Source organism: Chitinophagaceae bacterium (assembly GCA_016710165.1).
Taxonomy (GTDB): domain Bacteria; phylum Bacteroidota; class Bacteroidia; order Chitinophagales; family Chitinophagaceae; genus Ferruginibacter.
Window position 1 is genome coordinate 39,781 of sequence record JADJLJ010000002.1, and the last position, 20,443, is coordinate 60,223.

Annotated in this window: 21 protein-coding genes and 1 pseudogene; 10 read left to right on the plus strand and 12 right to left on the minus strand. The window is 42.5% G+C overall.

Features of this window, described 5'->3' with window-relative positions:
• Window positions 1-223: 223 nt before the first annotated feature.
• The 10 genes and pseudogenes from IPJ02_10550 to IPJ02_10595 form a co-directional block, all read right to left on the minus strand.
• Complete coding sequence (locus tag IPJ02_10550; GenBank protein ID MBK7375973.1) at window positions 224-673, minus strand: nuclear transport factor 2 family protein; 450 nt, start codon at window positions 671-673, stop codon at window positions 224-226.
• Window positions 674-771: 98 nt separating this feature from the next.
• Window positions 772-1,152: a hypothetical protein gene (locus IPJ02_10555; GenBank protein ID MBK7375974.1), complete on the minus strand. Its 381-nt coding sequence runs from the start codon at window positions 1,150-1,152 to the stop codon at window positions 772-774.
• 202 nt (window positions 1,153-1,354) lie between these two features.
• Complete coding sequence (locus tag IPJ02_10560; GenBank protein ID MBK7375975.1) at window positions 1,355-1,798, minus strand: VOC family protein; 444 nt, start codon at window positions 1,796-1,798, stop codon at window positions 1,355-1,357.
• Window positions 1,799-1,868: 70 nt separating this feature from the next.
• On the minus strand, window positions 1,869-2,369 hold the full coding sequence (locus tag IPJ02_10565) for an SRPBCC domain-containing protein (GenBank protein ID MBK7375976.1): 501 nt from the start codon (window positions 2,367-2,369) through the stop codon (window positions 1,869-1,871).
• Window positions 2,366-2,686 (minus strand): winged helix-turn-helix transcriptional regulator, encoded by a 321-nt coding sequence (locus tag IPJ02_10570; protein ID MBK7375977.1) that lies wholly within the window; start codon window positions 2,684-2,686, stop codon window positions 2,366-2,368. Before IPJ02_10570 ends, IPJ02_10565 begins: the two co-directional genes overlap by 4 nt.
• A 169-nt stretch (window positions 2,687-2,855) precedes the next feature.
• A complete protein-coding gene (locus IPJ02_10575; protein ID MBK7375978.1) occupies window positions 2,856-3,374 on the minus strand; it encodes a DinB family protein in 519 nt (172 codons plus the stop codon).
• Between the two features lie 269 nt (window positions 3,375-3,643).
• Window positions 3,644-4,076: pseudogene (locus IPJ02_10580) on the minus strand (DUF1801 domain-containing protein).
• 353 nt (window positions 4,077-4,429) lie between these two features.
• A complete protein-coding gene (locus IPJ02_10585) occupies window positions 4,430-4,777 on the minus strand; it encodes an alpha/beta hydrolase fold domain-containing protein (GenBank protein MBK7375979.1) in 348 nt (115 codons plus the stop codon).
• A 64-nt stretch (window positions 4,778-4,841) separates the two neighbouring features.
• Window positions 4,842-5,438: an alpha/beta hydrolase fold domain-containing protein gene (locus IPJ02_10590; protein MBK7375980.1), complete on the minus strand. Its 597-nt coding sequence runs from the start codon at window positions 5,436-5,438 to the stop codon at window positions 4,842-4,844.
• Between the two features lie 137 nt (window positions 5,439-5,575).
• Window positions 5,576-6,169, minus strand: coding sequence for a dihydrofolate reductase family protein (locus tag IPJ02_10595; protein MBK7375981.1), 594 nt, complete (start codon window positions 6,167-6,169; stop codon window positions 5,576-5,578).
• A 496-nt stretch (window positions 6,170-6,665) separates the two neighbouring features.
• On the opposite strand from IPJ02_10595, the gene IPJ02_10600 reads away from it, so the two are divergent.
• A complete protein-coding gene (locus tag IPJ02_10600) occupies window positions 6,666-7,118 on the plus strand; it encodes a hypothetical protein (GenBank protein ID MBK7375982.1) in 453 nt (150 codons plus the stop codon).
• A 16-nt stretch (window positions 7,119-7,134) separates the two neighbouring features.
• Here IPJ02_10600 and IPJ02_10605 read toward each other — a convergent pair whose 3' ends face one another.
• Together IPJ02_10605 and acs are read right to left on the minus strand one after the other, a co-directional pair.
• Window positions 7,135-9,264 (minus strand): CRTAC1 family protein, encoded by a 2,130-nt coding sequence (locus IPJ02_10605; protein ID MBK7375983.1) that lies wholly within the window; start codon window positions 9,262-9,264, stop codon window positions 7,135-7,137.
• A gap of 169 nt (window positions 9,265-9,433) precedes the next feature.
• On the minus strand, window positions 9,434-11,371 hold the full coding sequence (acs, locus tag IPJ02_10610; GenBank protein MBK7375984.1) for an acetate--CoA ligase: 1,938 nt from the start codon (window positions 11,369-11,371) through the stop codon (window positions 9,434-9,436).
• Between the two features lie 79 nt (window positions 11,372-11,450).
• On the opposite strand from acs, the gene IPJ02_10615 reads away from it, so the two are divergent.
• The 9 genes from IPJ02_10615 to IPJ02_10655 all read left to right on the plus strand — a co-directional run bounded on the left by IPJ02_10615 (window position 11,451) and on the right by IPJ02_10655 (window position 20,436).
• Window positions 11,451-13,016 carry an MFS transporter gene (locus IPJ02_10615; protein ID MBK7375985.1) on the plus strand — a complete coding sequence of 522 codons (1,566 nt, stop codon included), beginning with the start codon at window positions 11,451-11,453 and terminating at the stop codon, window positions 13,014-13,016.
• Window positions 13,017-13,080: 64 nt separating this feature from the next.
• Window positions 13,081-13,323, plus strand: coding sequence for a hypothetical protein (locus IPJ02_10620; protein MBK7375986.1), 243 nt, complete (start codon window positions 13,081-13,083; stop codon window positions 13,321-13,323).
• A 169-nt stretch (window positions 13,324-13,492) separates the two neighbouring features.
• Window positions 13,493-13,681, plus strand: coding sequence for a hypothetical protein (locus tag IPJ02_10625; GenBank protein ID MBK7375987.1), 189 nt, complete (start codon window positions 13,493-13,495; stop codon window positions 13,679-13,681).
• A 78-nt stretch (window positions 13,682-13,759) separates the two neighbouring features.
• Entirely contained in the window at window positions 13,760-15,430 is a 1,671-nt protein-coding gene (locus IPJ02_10630) for an ATP-binding cassette domain-containing protein (protein ID MBK7375988.1), read from the plus strand.
• A 2-nt stretch (window positions 15,431-15,432) separates the two neighbouring features.
• Window positions 15,433-16,746: an HlyD family efflux transporter periplasmic adaptor subunit gene (locus tag IPJ02_10635; protein MBK7375989.1), complete on the plus strand. Its 1,314-nt coding sequence runs from the start codon at window positions 15,433-15,435 to the stop codon at window positions 16,744-16,746.
• A 38-nt stretch (window positions 16,747-16,784) separates the two neighbouring features.
• The gene (locus IPJ02_10640) at window positions 16,785-18,152 is read left to right on the plus strand and encodes a TolC family protein (GenBank protein MBK7375990.1); all 1,368 of its coding nucleotides are present in this window, start codon (window positions 16,785-16,787) and stop codon (window positions 18,150-18,152) included.
• 31 nt (window positions 18,153-18,183) lie between these two features.
• Window positions 18,184-18,474: a zf-TFIIB domain-containing protein gene (locus IPJ02_10645; protein MBK7375991.1), complete on the plus strand. Its 291-nt coding sequence runs from the start codon at window positions 18,184-18,186 to the stop codon at window positions 18,472-18,474.
• Window positions 18,475-18,646: 172 nt separating this feature from the next.
• Window positions 18,647-19,420 (plus strand): DUF2490 domain-containing protein, encoded by a 774-nt coding sequence (locus tag IPJ02_10650; GenBank protein MBK7375992.1) that lies wholly within the window; start codon window positions 18,647-18,649, stop codon window positions 19,418-19,420.
• Between the two features lie 119 nt (window positions 19,421-19,539).
• Entirely contained in the window at window positions 19,540-20,436 is an 897-nt protein-coding gene (locus IPJ02_10655; protein MBK7375993.1) for a TerC family protein, read from the plus strand.
• Window positions 20,437-20,443 lie beyond the last annotated feature (7 nt).

The following is a 20,443-nucleotide window of genomic DNA, read 5'->3' on the forward strand; positions in this document are numbered from 1 at the left end:
AATAACCGCAAAGCGCAATGATTTTCGCAAAAGCGCAAAGGAGCTGGAGGCTTCCAATACCGGGTTTCAGGTCAAACAACCGGGGCGATTAAGATATCAGCATCTCTTTGATTTCTTTGCATGCATTTCCTTTGCGCCCTTAGCGGTTACCCTTCAAATACACCAGGGCCTGTGAATAACTAAGCAGGGAAGATGGCGGGTGACGTTTTTGTAAGTTCGTGCGTCAACTACGTTTTAAAAGTGTGGAATGCAATACTTTGATCTTCCATCTTTTGTTCTCTTTTACTGTTATAACTGTTTCCATCCATTGTACGGTTGCCTGTTTTCCGTTTGTTGTTATTTCCGAATGGAGATAATACGTTGTCCAGGCTGTATTTTCAGTAACGGTTGTCCGGATGAAATCAAACCGGTTAAGTCGCTTGAAATCAGCAGCCGTATTTGACCGTATTGCTTTGCGGATAAGGGTATCTGCATTCCAGGTACCCCCGTATTCAAATAATACAATATCAGGAGTACAGTGATTTTTTAAGCTGACAGAATCCCTGTTTGATAATGCCTCAAAAAAATTAATGACCGTTTGCTGCACTTCCTGCTGGTCTTTTGTAGATGGCTGTTGTGCATGCAGCAATACTGAAACAGCTATTGCAATGGAAAAAAGGGCTGTTTTCTTCATGGTATAGAACTTTTCCCGGGTATGTAAGATTTTGAAGTGACCGGATTGCAGTCTGCGATAAGTTGCTTTTCGAAAAATGCTGCTGATATGCTCAACTATTATTTTCTCTTGTTTATTACAAATAGCAATGCAGAAGAAATGCTGCACATCACTAAAGCGCCAATAATAAGGGAATTGTCTTTTTGTGAAATTCCAATAAAGAGGTCGCCAACCATCATTACTAAAAAGAAAATATATGCGATTGTCAGCATAGGGATTGATTTTTTAAATGTCGCAAAGCCAAAGATAAAACCAAGGGCAAATTGCCGGGCAGCCCACATATAAATCAAGTAATCCACGCCTTTTGCACTAAGGTCAACAGTCTCCAGAACCGATTGCGGTGAAAAGCATAATGCTAAACTCACCATAAGTTCAAGTAGTGCAAAAACTCCTGATACTATAAGTATCCATTTTGATAATGATTTTTGTCCTTCTTTCATAAGTTAAGTTTTCATTTTATTTTTTTTTTGCCGGCTGTTTGATGTTTGCACTGATGGCCGGTACAATGATTGCTAACGGCCATGTAGAGGCAAGAAACTTCGTATAAAATGATCAACCCGATTACTGTTCAGCAAGATCGTAAAAAAGACCGGATTTTGTCTGGGTTTTTACCAGTTCGTGTTAGGCGTTCGTTGTTTTTCTTCAGTTACTTTTGCCCGTTATATCCTGGGTAAAGTCCACCATCCACTGCACACCAAATTTGTCGGCAAACATTCCAAAGTATGAACCCCATGGGCCGTCGGCAATTGGCATTTCAATTTTACCACCTGCTGAAAGTCCGTTGAATAACTTATCCGCTTCTTCACGACTTTCTGCACTGATTGATATAGTATTTCTGTTGTCATTTTCCGTTACTTGTCCCATACTTTCCATCGTGTCACTAGCCATTAACACATTACTTTTGCCGACAGGCAAAGCAATGTGCATGATTCTGTTTGCATCATTTTCTGGTATTTGGTATTCAGGGCTTGATATGTCTTTGTAACGGGCAATCTTTGCAAACGCTCCGCCAAATACTGATTTGTAAAATGTAAATGCTTCTTCGGCATTTCCGTTGAAGTGAATGTAAGGATTGATAAGTGCCATAATTTATATTTTTAGATTATTAAATTGTTTACTTTTTTAAAATTTTGGCAAACGTTTTTGAAAACGCAAATCATTTTTTCGATAAAGTTGTTAGTAATTTTTCTAAGTTATCAATAGCCATTTTAAAGCCTTCTGTAAAGCCCATTTCAATCATCTTCTCCATACGGGCAAGCGATTCATTTTTAATAATAATACTCACTTTTGTAATGCCGTTTTGTTCACTGAAATTATACTCCCATTCAGAACCCGGCAATTCGGGATTTTCATCTTTGTCTGCAAAAGTATTATACATTTTAAAATTGATTTTGGGCGTAATGGAAGTATATTCCTGAATTGACCAACGCTCTTGTCCTTCGGGGCTGACCATAGCATAAAATCTTCTTCCACCAACTTTGAAATTCATATATTTTGTTTTGGATAGCCAGGGTTTAGGTGCGACCCATTGGTCCAGTATTTCCGGTTTAGTAAAAGCATCCCATACCAGCGGAAGTTCGGCTGCAAATTCTCTGTTAATAAATACCGTTCTTGTTATTTTGTCAACGGTAAAATCAAATAGCAAATTGTTATTCATTTTTTATTTTTTTTAATTGTTGATAAAACACTGTCGAGTTGATTAAACCGGGTTTCCCAAATATTTCGGTATTGGTCTAACCATTTGTCTATTTCTTTCATTTTGTCAATTTCAAGGGAGTAGTAAATCTCTCTGCCTTGATGTTCTTGTTTTACAAGTTCACATTCCGTGAGAATGCGTAAATGTTTTGACACTGCTTGCCGGGTCGTGTTGAAGTTGTCGGCAATGGCGTTCGGTGTCATTGCCTGCAATGCAATTAAGGCAATAATAGCCCGCCTTGTCGGGTCTGCGATTGCTTGAAAAATGTCTCTTCTCATTTGTTTGAAATAGAAGTTGTGAAACTAATCGGTTGCAAATATATGTGCAACTTTTCGGTTTCGCAAATCTTTTTTAATCTTTTTTTTTCTGTCTGCCTGAAGTTTGCAGGGTGTCGGTTACAATGACCGCTAACGGGCTGGGTATTGCTGATGATGGGGGCAACTTTTTTTACTCATTCAAATATTTTGTCCTGATAAAATTGCAATGATGAAAGTTATGTCCAACAGTCATAAAACCAAGTGTCCTTGCTGTAAAATATACATTGTTAGCAATTCCTTTGTTATCCAACATTTCATCATTCATTGTCTTAAATAATGCGATTGTTGAATTTCTTACTATTGAGTATTCATTCAATAAATCAGTTAATGGTTGTTCTGTATTCTTAATTTGTTCTATGTATTTATTTTCGTCAAAACCTGCAAGTTCTGTGTTGTCAAACCTTGAAAAACGAAATGCTCTGTATGTGTAAACTCTTTCGCAGTCAATAATGTGTCGAAGAACTTCTTTGGCTGTCCACTTGTTTGGTTGATAAGAGTAGTTTTCTTTTTCTGTTGTTATTAAGTCAAATGTGTCTTGCGTGAATTTTTTACTTTTTTCAAGTTCATTGAGCAGGTTACCAGTCTCCACCAGCTCAAAAAAGTAATGGCAATAATCAGGTGCATCTTTATAAATAGTTTTGTCTGTCATTTTGTAAATATTTAAATAGTAGAGTGCCTCTGAAAAGTTGCCACCAACATCGGGCATTGCCGCTGTTTGGGAATTTGATGCTGTGTCTGCACGGTACTGTTGCTTATTAAAGGAACCTTTTTTTGTAATCTAAGACTTTTTATGAAATTTTATTTGTGATTGCAAAGCGAATCAATAAACGGTCAGGCCGATGACTGAAGATTGGTAGTGATTGGCTGAACTTAGTTCGTCAGCCCCAAGTTGCATAAAACCCCATTTTGGCTGTAGTGTTACTCTCGGAGCGAGGTCTCAACCCCATATCGCATTGCCGCTTCAAGTATTTCAAGGTTTATATCTTTTAGAGTTTTGAACTTAATGCAATACCCGGTCACGCTGGCCTTGCCTATTTTTTTTCCATACGTTTTTAGCTAAGTATGTCTTTTCAGTGATACCAAGGATATAGACAGAGATCCCGGTTTTGTTTGCACTGATACCAATTTGATAAAACTCTCTGGTTTTTCCATCAGCATATTTTATGCTGTGAAATCCATACCCTATATTAGGATTGGAAACAGTTTTATTTTCACTGTTTTTGCCATCCAGGAACCATAATTTACATGCCGGCATTACTTCCAGAATGATGCGGTGCAACGCTTGCATGTCACTACGTTTTGGTTCAGGCTGGCTGGAAATATATTTTTTGATTTGTTCTTGTACGTTCATATAAAATATAAAATTAAGGGTTGCTTATTTTCCATTTTAAAATCCTGCTTTATTTTTATCCATCAGTTTAATGTTAGCACTGTTGCCATAGGGTTGCGGCTAACGACCGGGTATTTGGAAGGCAGGGAATTCATTGATTGTCCGCCCCGGTACAAATGCAATTTAAAAATATGTCTCGTTATGAACTAAAGCTGAAAGATGAATATCGAGCCCGAACCGCTGCTGATGCTTGCATAGCTGATGTTACATTGTCAAGCCCTGCTTTTGCAAATACTTTTATTGGCTGCCGTATTTTGTCGGCCTTTAATAAAAAATATTAGTTTGCTTGTTTTGACATTATAAAATTCAGATTGTTACTTGTAAAAACTTTCTTTCATTGCAGTTTTTACAATTGTTTCAAGTTCTTTTATCTCTTCAGCATTTGATGGCAATCCCAGTAACATATGAATTTGCCCTGCGAAGCATTTGTCCCAAACCTTTACACCAGATTTTCTCAATTTAGCGGCGTACAAAAAACCATCATCTCTCAGCGGGTCAAACTCAGCATTAATAATGACAGCAGATGGTAAGCCTTTCAAATCTTCTGTGAGCATAGGGGACACTTCCGGATCTTTGTATTGTCCGGGGGCATACAATTCTATTGCAAAATAACAAGCTGCCTTTGTTTGCCAATAACCTTTGGCATTTTCCTGATAAGACACGGACGTTTCCATATTATTCGGGCTGCAATCCCCGGGAAGCCCGTTCATTATTTGAAGCTTTATCTTATTGGAGATGCCGTTTTTTTGCTTTTTGCGTCACCACAGCTACTAAGTTTGCACCTGCACTATTCCCTATCAATGCAATACGACTTGTATCACCACCAAATTCATTGCCATGTTCGGTAATCCATTTAAAGGCATTGTAACTGTCGTTTACAGCAGCAGGAAATTTGTTTTCAGGTGCAACCCGGTAATCAATGGCAAAAACAACTGCTCCGTAAGTTTTTGCATTCTGCCAAAGTGAATGCTCTAATCCTGGTAATAAAGGCGAAATAAAACCACCTCCATGATAATTGATTAAGATGGGAAGATTTTGTGCATGAGAAGGATTAAATAGTAATACAGGAATGCTATCCGGAGTTATTTTGATACGCTTAACATCTTCTTTTGGATATGGGATTAGTGGTGGTCCTGCAAACTTAAGTTGTTCAATAGGTATATTACGAAGTTGTTCAATTGTCATGTCCTGGTATCCAATCATTTTTAAGAATGAAGCTACTCTTGGGTCTAATTGTCTTATACCGCATGTTTGAGCAAAAAGATCTTGACGGTTAAATACAAGTACGATGCTTAGGAAAAGAATGAATATTGATTTCTGCATAAGGAAATTAATTGAGTACAAGTTGAATTAGTTAGAGTCTATCCACTATGGCAGCCAACGGGCAGGGCTTGGCGTAGTTGGGGGAATTAGTATTCCGTCCGCACAAATTGCGGCCATGCTTGGTTAGCGGTTCGTTGTTATTGTCTGTCCACTGTGTAATTCAGTTCAGTTACCCCGCAAGTAAATTGTCGAGTAGTCAATAGATTTAGTTTTATTTTGTCTTTGATGTCTGCAAACAATGGAATGCCTCGTCCAAGAATAATTGGATTAACAAATAGCCAGTAGCCGTCAATTAAGTTCAGTTGAATAAGTGAATGTGTTGCTGTCGGGCTACCAAAAAGCAAGATGTCTTTACCTGCCTGTTGTTTTATTTCATTTATTCTGTCCAAAAGGTTGTCGCTAATAATTTTTGGGTTTGTCAAACCTGCCTGTCCGGGAGGCAGGTCCGTGTCTTTCATTGTTTTTGATAAAACAACTTTGTGAACTTTGCTATACCACTTTGAATGTTCAATGTCGTGTTTGGTTGCTGTCGGCTTGTCTCCTGCGGTAGGCCAGTAATTTTCCATCATCAGATAAGTTACTCGTCCATATAATGCAGTGTCCCCTTCGCTTATCCGCTTACCGGCATAATCAAAAATTTCTTCATCAACTTTAATCCAGTCCATTTCTCCGTTCAGTCCTGCTACAAAACCGTCAAGCGATATGTGCATAAATGAAATTATTTTTCTCATAGGGTTCTATTTTTATTGTTGTCTATGGTTTGTTACTGTTTTTTTACAATGACCGCTTACATCTGGGCTTGGCGATGTGGCGATATTCCGTGTTACTTCAACCCGGTACAAATGCCCATTTGAAAATATGTTGTTGAAGTTATGAACTATAGCTGAACATTGAACATCAAGCCCGAACTACTGCTGATGCTTGCATGTCTCGTCCTGCTTTTGCAAATACTTTTGTTGTTCGTTCGTGCTATTCTTATTCTCAGCAACGTCTCTCCAGTGATTTGTGTGGAGGCTGAGGACGTTGCTGGGAAGGAGGCCAGGGCGGAAAGTCTGTACAATTCATCGGGGTTTCACGCAAGAGTCTTATTATTCAGGGGTATGCAGTGAAAACCCCGCTGAGACAAAATTCCGTTTCGTGGGCCACGAGCCGGGGCGGAGAATTGATTTATGTAAAATCTGGACAAGGCGCATCCTGAGAACATACGCAAAACTAAAAATTTCAGTTATGAGAACATTTATCCTGGCTGCAGCCGTCATGGCAGCTGCAAGCACCACAGCGCAGAACAACATCACATCGAATATTATCGAAGGAGGTAAAACACTTGTGGAACTGGTACGTGTCATCAAAACGCCGAAAACGTCCATGGGACAGCAAAATGCGGTGGAGAAAAAAGATAGTTGCGCCATTAAAAACGTGTCGGATATGTGTATCAGGAACCTGACTGCAAATCCGTTGATTGTAAGCCTGTACAGGCGGAACGGGAACGGGTATGAAACAAATGCTTTATCAGTGAAAGTATTGCCCAAAAACCAGGAATTCCTGTATGAACTGAGATCCGGTATTTATAAAATGAAAATAGAAATGGAAACCGCTGACACAAAAAAAATATTCAGGGAAGGAGAATTGAAGATCGAAGCATGCAGTAATGTGTTTAAGGAAATAAAGAATGACCAATGATCACTCGGCCTTTCCTTTACTGCTTTTCTTTGATCTTCACCAGCGTATCCATTGAAACATTCGTAATGACCTCAACGCTCTGCTTTGTATTCGGCCACCTGATCTCTATCTCTTCAATGGCTGTTGCTTTACCCAGGCCGGCTTCAATGCGCAATGGACTGGAGCCGAAACTTCCACCTGTACAAACGGTATGATAAAAGTTCTGTGAACCCCCGTCCAGCATTTTTACTTTGATCCTCACCCTTGCACCAATAGCTGCTTTGTTTGAATTGGTCCCTTCGAGTTTTAACTGTACCCAGTGATTGCCGGTTGCCGAACTGTTCTCAAACAGTACATTCCGGAAACGGTCACCTTCCACGGCGCCACCCATTACTTCATAAATATCCCGGTCGCCGTCGTTATCAATATCAGCAAATGCCACGGCATGCCCTTTTTGGATATGGCCGGTATTGGTGGCATAGGTAATGTCTTCAAATTTCTTACCACCAATGTTGCGATAAAGTTTATTGGGAACGATGCTGGTATATTCCGGGGCGCCGGTGCCTAAATAATAATCAAGCCAGCCGTCGTTGTCAATATCACCAAAATTACAACCCATGGCATAGTTCACGTGATTGACACCATAAGCGGCGCTCACATCGGTAAATGTATTGTTGCCATTGTTATGATATAATCTTGGTAATTCCCCCAGCGGTGGCATACCGAGCATATCACAGGCAGCATCTCCGCCCACTTGTGAAAAACGACGGGTATCATAGCCGGAAACAAAAAGATCAAGCCAGCCGTCATTATCAAAATCAAAGAACCAGGTGGGGAAACTGTATAATGGTTCTTCCACCCCGGCTGACCTGGAAATGTCTTCAAATATTCTTTCGCCGGGATTTGCACCCGGTTTGTTCAGCCATAATTTATTGGGGGCGCCCAACGCAGAAAGATAAAGGTCGGGAAAGCCATCATTGTTGATATCGCCCCATACACAGCCTTTTGCAAACGTGGTGATGTTTAAACCCAGTTTTGGCGCTATGTCTTTGAACTTCCCTTTATTGTTGATGAATAACTGGCAGGGATAATTCTCATGTGCGACAAAAAGATCGATCCATCCGTCGTTATTAAAATCTCCCCAGGCAGCAGTTTGGGTAGGATAAGGCGAATAAAGCCCCGATTCAATGGTCACATCTTCGAAACTATTGTTACCGTTATTTTTAATGAGCGACAAAGGGAATTTTGCATTCTTCCCCCACCAGCCACCTCTCAGTATTGCAAAATCAGCAAAACCATCATTGTTAAAATCTGCATGAACAAGATTAAGTCCGCCGGTTATACCAACGAGACCCGATGAAAGTGTTTCAGTTTTGAAACTGCCATCCTTTTGCTGGCGCATATACCGTACCTGGTCGCTGAGGCCATAGGAAGAAGCCATGATATCCAGTAAACCATCGTTGTCCAGGTCTTCCACTACACAGCCACCGGATATACCATTCATATCAACTCCTTTTTTCCCACCTACGTCTTTAAAAACGATATTACCGGTGACATTCTGTTTAAATATTTCCGATTCGATCAGCCATTGCCTGGGAACTGAATCAGGATATTTTCCCAGTGTCATGTAGGCGATGTTCAATAAATATCTCGATTGCAGGTCATCGGGAAATTTAGTGAGTATCATCTTGTAAATTTCGATGGCATTTTGCGAACCATACGGGAGTTTATGAATTCCATTACCCTGTATGGGGATGATACAGCTATGCGCATTGTGGTTGGCTGCACAGTTTTCCAGTTCGCCCTTGCGCATGTAGGAGATGGCGAGCAGGTCTAACAATGACTTGTTATCCGTGTTCAGTGTTTCCCAGGTCAGTTTCAGCGCATTGATCACCTGGCTCATTACGCCGATCGCCTCATCGGTATTACCGGCATTCAGGCATTCGTTGCTGTATTGAAAATAGTAATTGAGCCGTTTAGCAGGATCCTGTTCTGCAATCAGTTTTTGCCGGAAAATCTCAGCCCGCTGGGTATTCATCACGTAAAAATCCTCGGGGTTGGCGTGTTTGTTGATGCTGTCCAGGATCCGAACCATCTTCAAAGTGCCTTCTGTTTGCCTGACCGTTGAAATGAGGATGGTACTGTCGGGTTCACAACAGCTTTTCATTTGTGCGGATGCATGATGGATTCCCGCAACAAAAGTTAACATGACAAGCACGGCATTTCTGTAACAATTCCTCCTCATAATTTTCCGTTTTTAATTTCATCTACTACAGCCGGATCAAGACCTCACCCCTAACCCCTCTCCTCAGGAGAGGGGCATAACTGCAGTAATGCTATAACCTGTTGTTTTTAATTTCGTCTACTACAGCCGGATCAAGCAGTGTTGTAGTATCTCCTAAATTCTGTATTTCGCCTTCAGCGATCTTCCTTAAAATACGCCGCATGATCTTGCCGCTTCTTGTCTTAGGCAGCCCGCTTACGAATTGTATCTTATCGGGCTTTGCAATCGGGCCGATGACACGGGTTACTGTTTGAAGTATATCCTGTTTACGGGAAGCTTCATCTCCATGATGCCCGTTGAAGATGACATAGGCATAAATACCCTGTCCCTTTACATCATGCGGGTAACCTACTACGGCACTTTCTACCACGCCGGCGTGCATGTTGATCGCATTCTCCACTTCGGCAGTGCCGATGCGGTGGCCGCTTACATTCAGTACATCATCCACCCGGCCGGTGATCCGGTAATTACCATCGCCATCTTTCAAAGCGCCATCGCCGGTAAAATATAACCCCGGGTAGGTTGCAAAATAATTGGTGCGGCAACGTTCATGATCACCGTAGGTGGTTCTCAAAATAGCAGGCCAGGGCGCTTTGATACAGAGATTGCCTTTCCAAAGCCCGTTCTCATCTTTTTCTGTTATCTCGTTTCCGTTCTCATCCACCAATATGGGTTGAATGCCCGGCATGGGCAAGGTTGCCCAGGAAGGTTTTGCAGGGGTGATACCTGCAAAGTTGGAGATCAGGCAGCCACCGGTCTCTGTCTGCCACCAGGTATCCACGATCGGGCATTTTTTCCTGCCGATGTTCTCATCATACCAATGCCATGCTTCTTCATTGATGGGTTCGCCCACGGTGCCCAGTATTCTTAAAGAAGAAAGGTCCTTGCCTTTCAATGGATCCAGGCCATAACTCATCAGGCTCCTGATGGCTGTTGGCGCCGTGTATAAAATATTCACTTTGTGCCTGTCAACAATATCCCAGAACCTTCCGGCATCCGGCCAGGTAGGGATCCCTTCAAACATCAGGCTGGTGGCACCCGCACTCAACGGGCCATAAACAATATAGCTGTGACCGGTTATCCAGCCTATGTCAGCCGTGCAGAAATGTATATCACCCGGCTTGTACTGGAAAACATTTACAAACGTGTAGGTCGTCCAAACCATATAACCGGCGCAACTATGCACCACGCCTTTTGGTTTGCCCGTGCTGCCGGAGGTATATAATATGAACAACGGGTCTTCCGCATCCATCTCTTCGGCAGGAAAAGAGACCACCCCGTCCTTTTCGATCTGTGTTTCGGCATACTCCATCTCGTCTTCCCACCACACGTCACGTCCTTTGATCATACTCACCGGCGTTCTTGTTCTTGTATAAACGATCACCCGTTTCACTGTTTTGTTGCCGATCAATGCATCATCGATCACGGCCTTTAATGGAATATCTTTTCCGCCCCGGTAAGCGCCGTCGCAGGTAATGATGAATCCCGCCTGTGCATCATCCAGCCGGTCGGCAATGCTCTGTGCGCTGAAGCCCCCGAAGATCACACTGTGTATGGCGCCGATCCGTGCACAACCCAACACCGCATAGGCCAGTTCAGGAACCATGCCCATGTAAATACAAACACGGTCGCCTTTTTTTACGCCGTTATTGACAAGCATTTGTGCCACCTGGCAAACCCGCTTGTGCAACCTGGCATAGGTAACCACCCGCACCCTGTCTTCCGGGTTATTGGGTTCCCAGATGATGGCGGGTTTATCGGCCATTGTCTTTAAATGGCGGTCAATACAGTTTTCAGTGATGTTGAGCCTGGCGCCGCGGAACCATTCTACTTTGGGTTCGGTAAAGTTCCAGTCCAGTACACGGTCCCACTTCTTTCTCCAGTGGAAATTTTCTGCAACAGAAGCCCAGAATCCTTCCGGGTCTTCCACACTTTTTTTATAGTGTTCATGGTATTCCTCGAATGATCGTATCTGGAAAGGGTATGACATGGCAATCGCTTGTTTTACTTTGAGGCCAAATTAATATATTTATATCTGGGACCTCTCAAATTTCGTATAAAAGACAGACATGACTACTGTACCGGTTAAAGGAATTGGTAAAATAATTTTTTCGTCCTCCCTGGGCACGTTGATCGAGTGGTACGACTTTTACATTTTTGGTATGCTGGCCAGGACCATCTCGGTGCAGTTCTTCCCTGAAGGGAATGAAACAGCAGCCCTGTTAAGTACCCTGGCCATTTTCGCAGCCGGCTTCCTGGTGCGTCCTTTTGGGGCATTGGTGTTTGGAAGACTGGGCGACCTGGTTGGAAGAAAATATACTTTCCTGCTCACCCTTGTACTGATGGGGGGCTCTACTTTCCTGATCGGGCTGGTGCCTTCGTATAAAGCCATTGGCATGGCCGCCCCATTATTGGTCTTGCTGCTTCGTTTGATACAGGGCCTGGCCCTCGGCGGCGAATACGGAGGCGCAGCAACCTATGTGGCCGAACATTCGCCTGAGAGCAAACGGGGTTATTATACCAGCTGGATACAGACCACGGCCACGCTGGGTTTATTTGTGGCGCTTGGGATCATCATGCTGGTGAAATCGAATATGAGTGATGCGGCGTTCACGGCAGAGTGGGGCGGATGGCGTTATCCTTTCTGGATATCCATTTTACTGGTAGGTGTCTCCATCTATATCCGTTTAAAGATGAAGGAGTCGCCGATGTATGCGGCACTCAAAGAAGAAGGAACCACATCGGTGAACCCCATCAGGGAAAGTTTTGGCCACAAAGCAAATTTTAAGATGGTATTACTGGCCCTGTTTGGTGCGGTAATGGGACAGGGGGTTATCTGGTACACCGGACAATTCTATGCACAGTCTTTTTTAGAGAATACCGTGAAACTGGAGTTCATGCAGAACCGGGAGATACTATTGTGGGCGATCGGGCTGGCAACTCCTTTCTTTTTATTCTTTGGCTGGCTGAGTGATAAGCTGGGAAGGAAGTGGATCATGCTCACAGGCATGTTGCTGGGGGTTATCTTTTACCGGCCGATATTCAATGGTTTTTTAAAAGACACCAATATAAATACCCGTTTATCAACTATCCAACCCGGGTTTGATAAGATTAAAACGGCACAAACGCCTGCAGTAACAGATACGGTAAGTAAAAATGGCTTCACAACATATGTCACACACAGCAATACCAGTTATGCTTTGCCGGATGGGACCGGGTATACAGAGAAAAGAGCCGATACGCTGCTTAGTGCTTCCGGCGGACTGGAAAATAAGCTGAAGCAGGATCTAAAGCCATCTTATTCCGATATTATACTTCCTGCACCTCTTAAATGGAAATTCATTCTTCTCGTATGGGTGATGATCATTTTTGTTACCATGGCCTATGGCCCCATTGCGGCATTTTTGGTGGAGATGTTCCCAACAAAGATCCGTTACACGTCCATGAGCCTGCCCTATCATATCGGTAACGGGGTGTTTGGCGGTTTGGTACCGTTCATTGCTACGTTGTTATCCACCACCTTTGTTAATGATCCCCTGGTGGGGCTATGGTACCCGATCGGTGTAGCGGCACTGTGTTTTATTATCGGCGCCTTGTATCTTTCTAATAAGATCGATGAAGACGTAAACGATTAAAAAAATTGCCGGTAAGACGGGAAGACGCCTTTCCGGCTTACCGGCAAAAAATAAAAATATATTTATGAATACGGTAAAAAAAATAATGGGTTTTTTGTGGATGGTCATTGCCCCAGGGATCATTTACTTCCTGGTAGTGGGAGCCGTGCATAATATCGGGGAGGGAACAAAAGATATCAATAAACCCATTCCCTGGATAATCATCATTTCCATATTCACCCCCATTGCCATCGGGTTGATGATCTTTGGCTGGTATGCATTAAAAGGTGAATATGATCATCTTCCGGAGAGCTCAGAAGAATTATAATTCAACAAAATTTTACAAATTTTAAACAATCGGCACTTGCAGATGTTATTGGCTGTATTAATTTTGCATATTAATGAAAAAAGGGGCAGCCATATTACTTTTGATATTCACCCTGGTTCAGGCCGGGCCTGCCATTTGCTCAATTTTTTCTCCGGCCGTCACTGTTTTCATGGCAGACGAAGAGAAAGGGCCTGAAAAAACAGAACTGGAAAAGAAAAATACAAAAAAAGACTACCTGGTTTGCTTTTTCGGTGTTTCTGAAAATAGCGAAGTACTCAAAACGGGGTATCGTATTTCAGAAGATATTCACCGTTCACCCACTCTCGAAAAGTTGACCCCTCCTCCCAATTTCTGTTGATCATTTCATTTTATTTTTTTAGCTCTGGTATGCATGCATACATGCCATACCTGTAAACGATTGACAAAAACCCAAATTATGCCAACAATACAAAATCCTGTTACCAGGATATTGAACCTGGTTAAGCTGGAGAAGGAAGAAATAACCAGTGTTTATTTCTATGCCATCCTGAAAGGATTGATACAACTCTCATTGCCCCTGGGTGTACAGACCATTATCGGCTTTGTGCTGGGAGCATCCATGCGGGCTTCACTGGTTGTGCTGATCATATTGGTGGTGGCCGGCGTACTGGCTGCCGGCCTGATGAAAGTGAACCAGATGAAGATCATTGAAAAGATCCAGCAAAAATTATTTGTCCGGTATTCCTTTGCCTTTGCTGAACATATTCCAAAACTTGACCTGAAACAGACCGACAGCTATTACCTGCCCGAACTGGTAAACCGTTTTTTTGACATCCCGGTATTACAGAAAAGCCTGTCCAAGATTTTGCTGGACGTGCCTACGGCAAGTATCCAGATATTATTCGGCCTGATCCTGTTGTCGTTTTACCATCCTGCCTTTATCCTTTTTGGTTTTATCCTCGTTGTTTTATTGTGGCTGATCCTGCGTTATACCGGTAACCAGGGGTTGCAAACCAGTATTGAAGAAAGCAACTATAAATACCGGGTGGCTGCCTGGCTTGAAGAAATGGCCCGGGTCATTAAATCGATCAAGCTGGCAAAGACAAACGATCTGCACCTGCAGAAGACGGACGACCAGGTGACCGGCTACCTGGAGGCCCGTAACAGTCACTTCAGGATACTGCTGCTGCAATACAATGTACTCGTTATATTCAAAACAATTATTACTGCTGCTATGCTGGTAGTGGGTACGCTGTTACTGGTAAACCAGCAACTGAATATCGGCCAGTTCATTGCAGCAGAGATCATCATATTGCTGGTGTTGAATTCCGTGGAAAAACTGATCATGACCCTGGGCAGTGTGTACGACACGCTCACATCGGTGGAAAAGATAGCAAGCCTTACTGAAAAACCTGTAGAACAGAACGGTAACGTAGTGTTGCATGAAACCAATAATGGACTCGGCCTGGAAATGAAAAACCTCAGTTTCAGTTATGATGACGAAACAGAGGTCCTGCATAATATTTCCTTGAAGGTAAATCCCGGTGAAAAGGTTTGCATAAAGGGGAAAGGCAGTTCAGGCAAATCGACACTGCTGCGGGTAATGGCAGGCGCGTATACCGGCTTTACCGGAAATTTTTTACTGAATGGTTTGTCAGTTGGTAATTATGATCTGTCTTCTCTCCGTTCACAGACGGGGGTGCTTTTGAATCAACAGGATATTTTTTACGGCACATTGTGGGAAAACATTGCACTGGGTAACCCGGCGATCCGCATGGAATCCGTAACGGATTTTGCAGCCAGGACCGGGCTCAATGAATTTATCAATACGCTGAAGAACGGCTACGATACCATACTTGATCCTACAGGAAAGCGACTGCCACGGAGCGTGATCCATAAGATATTATTGATAAGGGCCCTGGTTGGTAAACCCGGCCTTTTATTGCTGGAGGAACCCTGGCTGAATTCTGAGAACGAACATCGCAGCCAGATCATTCAGCTGCTGACGGAAATAAAAAACACGACGATGGTAGTGGTAACCAATGATGAAGAGTTTGCAAACCTGTGTGATACGATCATTACACTGGAAGAAGGGACAGCCCGGATCACTTACACTAAAATAAAATAATCATGGACTACAATAAATTAAGATCAAGCAGGCATATTTACCTGCACGATACCAGGAGCCGTATCAAGCTGTGGTTCTTCATTTGCATACTGGTATTCTTTATTTTCCTGTTTCTTCCGTGGACACAGAATATCCGGGCTAAAGGTGTTGTAACCACCCTTTACCAGGACCAACGGCCACAACAGGTGAATACGATCATCGGTGGCCGGGTAATGAAATGGTATATCAAGGAAGGAGATTATGTGAAAGCGGGGGATACACTCGTACAATTATCCGAGGTGAAGGTCGATTACCTTGATCCAAACCTGTTGCAGCGAACGAAAGAACAACTGGCTGGTAAACAATTATCGGTTGAGTATTATAAGAACAAGGTAGGAGTTACCAGGCAGCAGATCGGGGCCATGAACTCCGGTCTGGAATTGAAACTAGACCAGATGCAGAATAAGATCAGCCAGATCCGGTTGAAAGTTCAGGCCGACAGTGCCGAACTTGTTGCGGCCAATAATGATTACCTGATCACTGCAAAACAATACAACCGCCAGAAAGCCATGTACGACAGCGGGCTTGTGTCGCTGACACAACTGGAGATACGTAACCAGCAGTACCAGAATGCCCTGGCGAAAAAGATCAGTTCCGAAAATAAACTGGCCAACAGCAAACAGGATCTTACCATCGCAAGCATTGAAATGAGTTCCCTGCAGCAGGAGAATATTGAAAAGGTTTCCAAGGCACAGGGAGAGCAATACCAGTCACTCACCCAGATCGCTACCGGACAGGCGGATATTGCAAAGCTGGAAAATCAGTTTGCCAGTTATAGCATACGAAACGGAATGTATTATTTAATGGCATCACAAAGCGGCCAGGTGGTAAAGGCACAAAAGGCCGGGATAGGTGAGTTTGTAAAAGACGGAGACATGATCGCAGAGATCGTACCGGATAAGATCCAATATGCAGTGGAAATGTTCGTGCAGCCACTCGACCTGCCCCTGGTGGCACCCGGGCAGAAAGTACGGTTTTTCTTTGATGGTTTTCCTGCCATTGTTTTCAGTGGCTGGCCCAAAGCATCCTCGGGCACATTTGGAGGCGAAGTGGTGGCCGTGGAAAGCAATGTAAGTGTGAATGGGAAATTCAGGGTACTGGTCAAGGAAGATCCAGACGACAGGCCATGGCCCAAAGAACTAAAGATAGGGGTAGGTACCCAGGGCATTGCCTTATTAAAGGATGTACCGGTGTGGTATGAACTGTGGCGGAATATCAATGGCTTTCCGCCGGACTATTACAAACAAAATGAATCAAGAAAAAAAGATCTAAAATGAACCCGCTAAAATATTTCTTTTCTCTGGCCTCCTTCGTGATGCCTGTGGCTGCTGTTGCACAGGATCCGCCAAAGAAATTGTCAGCACAACAGGTAATGGAAATTGTAAAACAATTTCACCCGGTGGCAAAGCAGGCAGATATTTTTGTTGAAAAAGCAAAAGCCGATGTAATTACCGCCCGGGGTATGTTTGATCCCGTTTTAAAAAATGAAACTGCTCAAAAGACCTTTGACGGCACCGGTTATTACTATTACAACCGCCCGGAACTGAATATACCCACCTGGTTTGGAATAGAAGTGTCTGCCGGGATTGAATATTTATCCGGTGACCGTACCGACCCCGTGGAAACAAAGGGAGAGTCCAGTTACATAGGTATAAGTGTGCCCCTGGCAAAGAACCTGTTGATGGATAAAAGGAGGGCCGCCCTGCAAACAGCGAAAATTTTCCGTTCAGCATCCGAAGCAGAGAAAAGGATCATGTTGAATGATCTTCTGCTGGACGCAATGAACAGTTACTGGAACTGGGTAAAGCAATACCAGGTATATAAAATAATGACGGATGCTGTATCCGTGAATGAAAAGAGAATGGCATTGGTCCGCACGGCTTATTTACTTGGTGACCGTCCGGCCATAGATACCACGGAAGCATTGGCACAATTACAGCATTTTGAATTATTAAAAAACCAGGCCTGGTTAGAATTTCAGAATGCAGGGCTGGAACTGTCGATCTTTCTTTGGAAACCCGATACGACGCCGTATGATTTAGAGAATAACATCACGCCTGGAGATGATCTGCAGGAACCGGGTATCCTGGATTTTGGCGAGCCCGAACTGTTTGCTTTACTTGATGCTGCCCGGAAAAATCACCCGGAGCTGGTGATCTATAATTTTAAACTGGATGTGCTGGGTGTTGAGAAAAAACTGAAATTCCAGGAGTTGCTACCAACAGTGAACTTCCGTTACAACCAACTGGGTAAGGGGTATGATGTTTTAAAAACTGTAACCGGGCCCATGTTTGAAAATAATTTTCAGTATGGATTATCAATCGGTATCCCTTTGCGGTTATCCCAGGGCCGGGGGGAATATAAAAAAGCGAAACTTAAGATAACCGAGACCAAATTGCAGCAAAGTCAAAAAATGTTGCAGGTGGAAAATAAAATAAAAAGTTATTTCAATGAACTGGTTGCCTTAAAAATCCAGCTGCAATTACAGGAAAGGGCCTGGAAAAATTACCTGCTACTCCAGCGGGGAGAGGAGACCAGGTTTCAGGCTGGAGAGAGTTCTTTATTCCTTATTAATACAAGGGAGAATAAAACATTGGAAGCACTGCAGAAACTGATGGAATTGAAGGCAAAGTACTACAAAACCGCAATTTTCCTGCAATGGGCTGCCGGTGTATTGACTTAATAAATATTAATAACAATTAAAATTTTAGAAAATGAAATGCCCCAATTGTGAAGAATTTTTAGTCATGACCGAAAGACAGGGAATTGAAATTGACTATTGTCCTAAATGCCGTGGTGTATGGTTAGACAGAGGTGAGCTTGATAAGATAATTGAGAAGTCAGTTTCAGCTGAATCATCATCTAATAGTAATTATCCAATTTCCGGGAAAGGTAAACAGGATGACTATTATAACCGTGATGACTGGTCATCTGACCGAAATAAAGAGTATAAGAAAAATTACAATAAAAGTAAAGGTAGTTTTTTGAGCGATCTTTTTGATTGAGGAGGATATACGGTAGTGTCCTATTTTGAATGAAAGTCATCCTGAGCCTGCCTGCCGGCAGGCAGGCTCAGGATGACAGATCACAAAATATTCAAAATAGGGCACTACCGGATATACAATATGACCAGCTTTATTTGGCTTACCAGTTTTATCATTACTCAAAAAAGTTATGTTGTCTGATAATTATTTAATTGACGAGTCTAATTTTGTAATCATGCCAGCGATAAGAGTCCGGATTTGTTTTTTTCTTATTTTGACTTGTGGAGGATATTCTGGTTTTGGTCAGTATACTGGCCTTGGCAGCTGGAATATAGTCAACCTCAAATACGGTATTGACAAAAGCTGGAGTGTATTTGGCGAAGCGCAGTTAAGGTCTTTAACATTTTATAATACTTTCCATTATTATGAATATAAAGCCGGTGTTAATTACAAGGTCCTTCCGAATGTCAAGCTGTCTTTAGGCTTCGGAAAGTATATTACTTATAAGGAGGGAGGAAACTTTAAACTGCCAAAAAATAACGATGAATTCAGATTATGGCCCCAGCTTGTTTTAAGTCAATCTATTGGCAAATTTAAAATTGAACAACGTTACCGGGCTGAACTGAGATTTACCAGTAATGGATACCGAAATCGGTACAGGTACAGGCTTGGAGCCAGTCTTCCGTTTGGAAATGAAAAAAATGGATATTCCCCTTTTCTGTTAAGTGCCAGTAATGAACTGTTCATTACCAATAAAGATCCTTATTTCGAAAGGAACAGGTTGATGCTATCGCTTAATTACAAACTTTCACCGCAGGTTTCATTTCAACTGGGATACATACATCAATTCGACAATAGAATAAATGATGAAACCGGCAGGGATTTTTTACTGACAGGAATATTCATCGAATTGACCCGAAAAACAAAGCATAAGGAAACCAGCGATTTTGAACTAAAAGACAATTAGAGAAAGCGAAGAATGCAATTATGAAAACATGGAGGATACTGAAGCACATGGCGGTTAGGATAATTGCAGCACTTATTTGTACATGTCCCCGTCATTTAACAATTTAAAATTTATGATTCATGAACAACATATGGTCCTGGATATTATTTAACGCCTTTGTATTGCTGATGCTTGCCATAGACCTGGGCCTTTTTCACCGGCAGTCGAAAAAAGTAACTTTTAAAGAAGCCATCACATGGTCGGTAATTTGGATCACACTTGCCATGATTTTTAATGTGTGGATCTATTTCAGCATGGGAGAAAGACCGGCGCTGGAATTCCTTACCGGTTACCTGGTGGAAAAATCACTCAGTGTAGATAATATTTTTGTGTTCGTGCTGCTTTTCTCCTTCTTCAAAGTACCGGACATATATCGTCACCGGGTTCTGTTCTGGGGTGTTATTGGCGCATTGATCATGCGGGCTATTTTCATTGCTGTGGGTGCTTTACTTATTGCCAAATTTCATTGGATCGTTTATTTATTCGGTATTTTCCTGGTTTATACAGGTTATATGATGTTTAAAAAATCGGCTGCAGATATGCACCCGGAGGATAACCTCCTGGTACGCTGGTTCATTAAAAGAGGTAAAGTAACGAGTGAATATCATGGCAAAAAATTCTTTGTTACCCTTGAAGGAAAGCAACTGGCTACTCCTTTATTCCTTTGTTTATTGTCTATTGAGTTTACCGACCTGATATTTGCAGTTGATTCCATTCCTGCCATCTTTGCCATCACCAACGATCCATTCATTGTATATACTTCCAATGTATTTGCCATTCTCGGATTGCGGTCATTATATTTTGCCTTAGAAGGAATTATTAGCCGATACCCATATCTCCGGTACGGGTTAGCCATCATCTTGATTTTTATCGGTTTTAAAATGCTGTTGGTGGATATTTATAAGATACCGGTAATTGCCTCGCTTGGATTTATAGCGCTTGTACTTATCATATCGGTGCTTTGGAAAAAGAAGTGATGAGCCG